4 protein-coding genes are annotated in these 3,627 nt (G+C 46.8%); 3 read left to right on the top strand and 1 reads right to left on the bottom strand.

What is annotated here, in order from left to right:
- Positions 1 to 196 precede the first annotated feature (196 nt).
- The 3 genes from pstC (at position 197) to pstB (ending at position 3,142) form a co-directional block, all read left to right on the top strand.
- The gene (pstC, locus tag RLO19_RS22155; protein WP_446359581.1) at positions 197 to 1,147 is read left to right on the top strand and encodes a phosphate ABC transporter permease subunit PstC; all 951 of its coding nucleotides are present in this window, start codon (positions 197 to 199) and stop codon (positions 1,145 to 1,147) included.
- 124 nt (positions 1,148 to 1,271) lie between these two features.
- On the top strand, positions 1,272 to 2,183 hold the full coding sequence (pstA, locus tag RLO19_RS22150; RefSeq protein WP_446359580.1) for a phosphate ABC transporter permease PstA: 912 nt from the start codon (positions 1,272 to 1,274) through the stop codon (positions 2,181 to 2,183).
- A 131-nt stretch (positions 2,184 to 2,314) separates the two neighbouring features.
- Positions 2,315 to 3,142 carry a phosphate ABC transporter ATP-binding protein PstB gene (gene pstB / locus RLO19_RS22145; RefSeq protein WP_446359582.1) on the top strand — a complete coding sequence of 276 codons (828 nt, stop codon included), beginning with the start codon at positions 2,315 to 2,317 and terminating at the stop codon, positions 3,140 to 3,142.
- A 99-nt stretch (positions 3,143 to 3,241) separates the two neighbouring features.
- Here pstB and RLO19_RS22140 read toward each other — a convergent pair whose 3' ends face one another.
- Positions 3,242 to 3,430 (bottom strand): hypothetical protein, encoded by a 189-nt coding sequence (locus tag RLO19_RS22140; protein WP_446336694.1) that lies wholly within the window; start codon positions 3,428 to 3,430, stop codon positions 3,242 to 3,244.
- Between the last annotated feature and the right edge of the window lie 197 nt (positions 3,431 to 3,627).

Raw genomic sequence — 3,627 nt, 5'->3', positions numbered from 1 at the left:
TGGACAGTTACCGACCGATAACCTTGGCGAGGCTAACTTTACCCCAGAAATGGGTGAAAACCGGAGGGGCAACCATACCCCTCCACCCCGAAAGGGGTATGCTTCTTAAACCGCTACCGCGTGTTCCTCCCTGGTCTAAAGCTTGCCCGATAAGCGAAGCGAAGGTACACAGGGTTTCCCACAACGAAGGATTTTTATGACCACACAAGCTGAATCTCATTCAGCAGTACTCCCCGAACGGTCGAGGGTTGAAAAGACTCTAGACCGGGGGTTTGTCTGGCTGGCTCGCATCTTAGCGCTGTCAGTTGCGGGAATTTTAATCTTCATCGCGATCACAGTGGGCATAGAAGCCTTGCCCGCGATCCGGGAATTTGGTCTGAATTTTCTGGTCAACAGCGCCTGGAATCCCGTAGAAGACGAATATGGGGCGTTACCCATGATCTACGGGACGCTGATGAGTTCCGCGATCGCACTGCTGTTTGCTGTACCTCTGGGAATTGGTACCGCCGTCTTTTTGAGCGAAAACTTTCTGCCCAAATCAGCGCGGATGACTCTGGTGTTTATGGTGGAACTGTTAGCGGCGATTCCAAGTGTGGTTTACGGGCTATGGGGCATTTATGTTTTGATTCCTGTCTTGCTTCCTCTTGAGGAGTTGCTGCATAAAAACTTCGGCTGGATTCCTCTGTTTAGTACAGAGCCGACAAGGGTGGGTATGTTTCCGGCGGGAATTATTTTAACGATTATGATTTTGCCGATTATTACGGCAATTTCTCGCGATTCCTTGGCGTCTCTACCTCCAGATTTGCGACAAGCATCTCTGGGCTTGGGAGCCACCCGCTGGCAAACTATCTTTCGGGTTCTAATTCCGGCTGCATTTTCGGGCATTGTCGGTGGCATAATGTTAGGGCTGGGTAGAGCGATGGGCGAAACCATGGCAGTCACCTTGCTGATTGGTAATGCCAATCAACTTAATTTTTCTATACTTGCTCCAGCCAACACCATCGCCTCCCTTTTAGCGAATCAATTTGCTGAAGCTTCAGGTTTACAGGTTGCGGCTTTAATGTATGCCGGGTTCGTGCTATTTGTCTTAACACTAATCGTTAATATTCTGGCGGAGTTGATTGTGCGCCAAGTTAAGAAGTTTTAAGGTGAGATAGTGGGAGCAGGAAAGTAGAGACGTAAGGCGTGGAACGTCTGCACAAAGGAAATTTCAAGTCTATTCACGCTCTCAAAGGTCGCAAAGGGTCAAAACGTCAAAACTTGAAAACTTTATGGCAGAAAATATCCAAGATAAACAACCTGAAGACTTTCCCACTCACAGTTTTACTCGTTCATACACGAGTGGGCGATCGCTGTTTGGCATCGTGATGACTATCCTAGCCGGAGCTTGCCTAGTTATTGCCCTGATTCCGTTGTTTGCGGTAATTATATATGTGATCATCAAAGGATTTAACCGCCTGAACTTAGACTTATTTACGGAATTGCCCCCGGCGGCGGGTTTATCCGGTGGCGGTGTGGGCAATGCGATTGTCGGTACGTTGATTGTGATTGCGATTGGGGCGCTGATTAGTGTTCCTATTGGTGTTTTAGCCGCCGTTTATCTGTCAGAATTTAGTGCAGGTCCAATTGCTCGCTGGATTCGTTTTGCCACTAATGTTTTGAGTGGTGTCCCTTCAATTATTGCCGGGATATTTGCTTACGGGCTGATTGTGGTTGGACTGGGATTCATCCCCTGTTCAGGTAGCTTTTCCGCATTTGCCGGAGGTGTAGCACTGGCGGTACTAATGCTACCGATCATCATCAGAACTACCGATGAAGCCCTACAAATTGTGCCTCAGGATGTGCGCTGGGCGTCTGTGGGTGTGGGAGCTTCGGAATATCAAACCGTATTGAGAGTGGTTCTACCCGCCGCTTTACCCGCCATCTTGACGGGAACTACCTTGGCGGTTGCTCGCGCCGCTGGCGAAACAGCCCCGCTAATTTTCACGGCTCTATTCACCTTCTTCTGGCCCTCAGGGATCTGTCAACCCACTCCCTCCCTGGCTGTGTTAGTTTACAATTTTGCCACTTCGCCTTTTTCGGCTCAGCAAGAATTAGCTTGGGCGGCTTCTTTAATCCTGGTGGCTTTGGTCTTATTAACCAGTGTAATTTCTCGCTGGGCAACTCGGAAAAGCATTTACTGACTTATGGATTATGAATGATCAAATTAACCGACCTATATAGAATAAATTATGAAGTTTAATCAGGTTCTAAGCTCTAAAGAAAACCTACTTGTTGGAACAGGATGCCAACTAAAAAATCAGTGAAAATTATCATGGAATCTCATCGGAAAATTGCCGAGCCAAATCAAGCCAATGAGCAATCAACAGAAACGGTTTTACGAACGGAAAACCTAGATATTTACTATGGCAAATTTTTAGCGGTTAAGGGGGTGTCTATAGCAATTCCCAAAAACCGGATCACGGCTTTTATCGGTCCTTCGGGTTGTGGGAAAAGCACATTGCTCCGCTGCTTCAACCGTCTCAATGATTTAATTGATTCATTTCACATTGAGGGTAAGGTTTACTATCGCCAGAAAGACCTTTATGACAAAAAGGTCGATCCGGTAGAGGTACGGCGACGGATTGGTATGGTGTTCCAAAAACCCAACCCATTTCCCAAATCAATTTATGACAATATTGCCTATGGTGCCAGGGTGAATAACTATAAAGGTAATCTAGATGAGTTAGTGGAAAGTTCCCTACGCGCTGCAGCTTTATGGGATGAGGTCAAAGATAAGCTAAAAACCAATGGGATGGCGCTATCTGGGGGACAACAGCAACGGTTATGTATTGCCCGTGCGATCGCGATTAACCCAGATGTGGTATTGATGGACGAACCTTGTGCTTCTCTTGACCCGATTTCAACCCTTAAAGTTGAAGATTTAATGCACGAACTGAAACAAAAGTACAGTATTGTGATTGTGACGCACAATATGCAGCAAGCCACAAGGGTTGCTGATATGACCGCCTTCTTCAATGCCAAAGCCACAGAAAAGGGTGGAAAACAAGGGTACTTAGTCGAGTATGACGAAACTGAAAATATCTTCCAAAATCCCAAGGAGGAAGCCACGAAAGACTATGTAAGTGGACGATTCGGTTAAGTTTGCTCGTCCCCCACAAATCCTCGCTTCACCCTAGGGATATCCTAACTCAACATAATTCGCGCGAATCCCCGCCCTCAAGAAGTAGGACGGGGTTGATCAAGGATGACGACTTTCAGCCTTGTCAATCAAATCCTCTGCCATCTCCACCGCCATCAGGATCAGTTTCTGTTCTAGCTGTCCTTGGTGTCCCTCATCACTGATTGTGGTGTAAATATGAGGATTAGCCAGCATACCTGCGAGTAATTGAGATGCCATTTGTTTGACTTCGTTCGTTTTTGAATCCATGGTTAACACCCATCCAGTATCTCTGGCAAGGATACGATATTTTGAGATGACAAAGCTATTGACACTCTGCGCTCTTGCATAGGCACAGATTCTAGCCTCGATTAAAACTATGGTCTTAATCGATTGGGCGCTGTCAAGACGCCTCTACTCGCTCAAACCTGCTACCTGGCGATACAGGCATTGCGTCTACTTTTGAC

Origin of the sequence: Coleofasciculus sp. G2-EDA-02 (genome assembly GCF_040226375.1) — a bacterium.
Lineage (GTDB): Bacteria > Cyanobacteriota > Cyanobacteriia > Cyanobacteriales > Coleofasciculaceae > Coleofasciculus.
Note: the sequence above shows the minus strand (reverse complement) of the source record. Positions and strands in the feature narration are given on the sequence as shown.

Bases quoted from the DNA above. Each gene is read 5' to 3' on its own strand.
- pstC (WP_446359581.1), top strand. From the start codon at position 197: ATGACCACACAAGCTGAATCTCATTCAGCAGTACTCCCCGAACGGTCG.
- pstA (WP_446359580.1), top strand. From the start codon at position 1,272: ATGGCAGAAAATATCCAAGATAAACAACCTGAAGACTTTCCCACTCAC.
- pstB (WP_446359582.1), top strand. From the start codon at position 2,315: ATGGAATCTCATCGGAAAATTGCCGAGCCAAATCAAGCCAATGAGCAA.
- RLO19_RS22140 (WP_446336694.1), bottom strand. From the start codon at position 3,430: ATGGATTCAAAAACGAACGAAGTCAAACAAATGGCATCTCAATTACTC.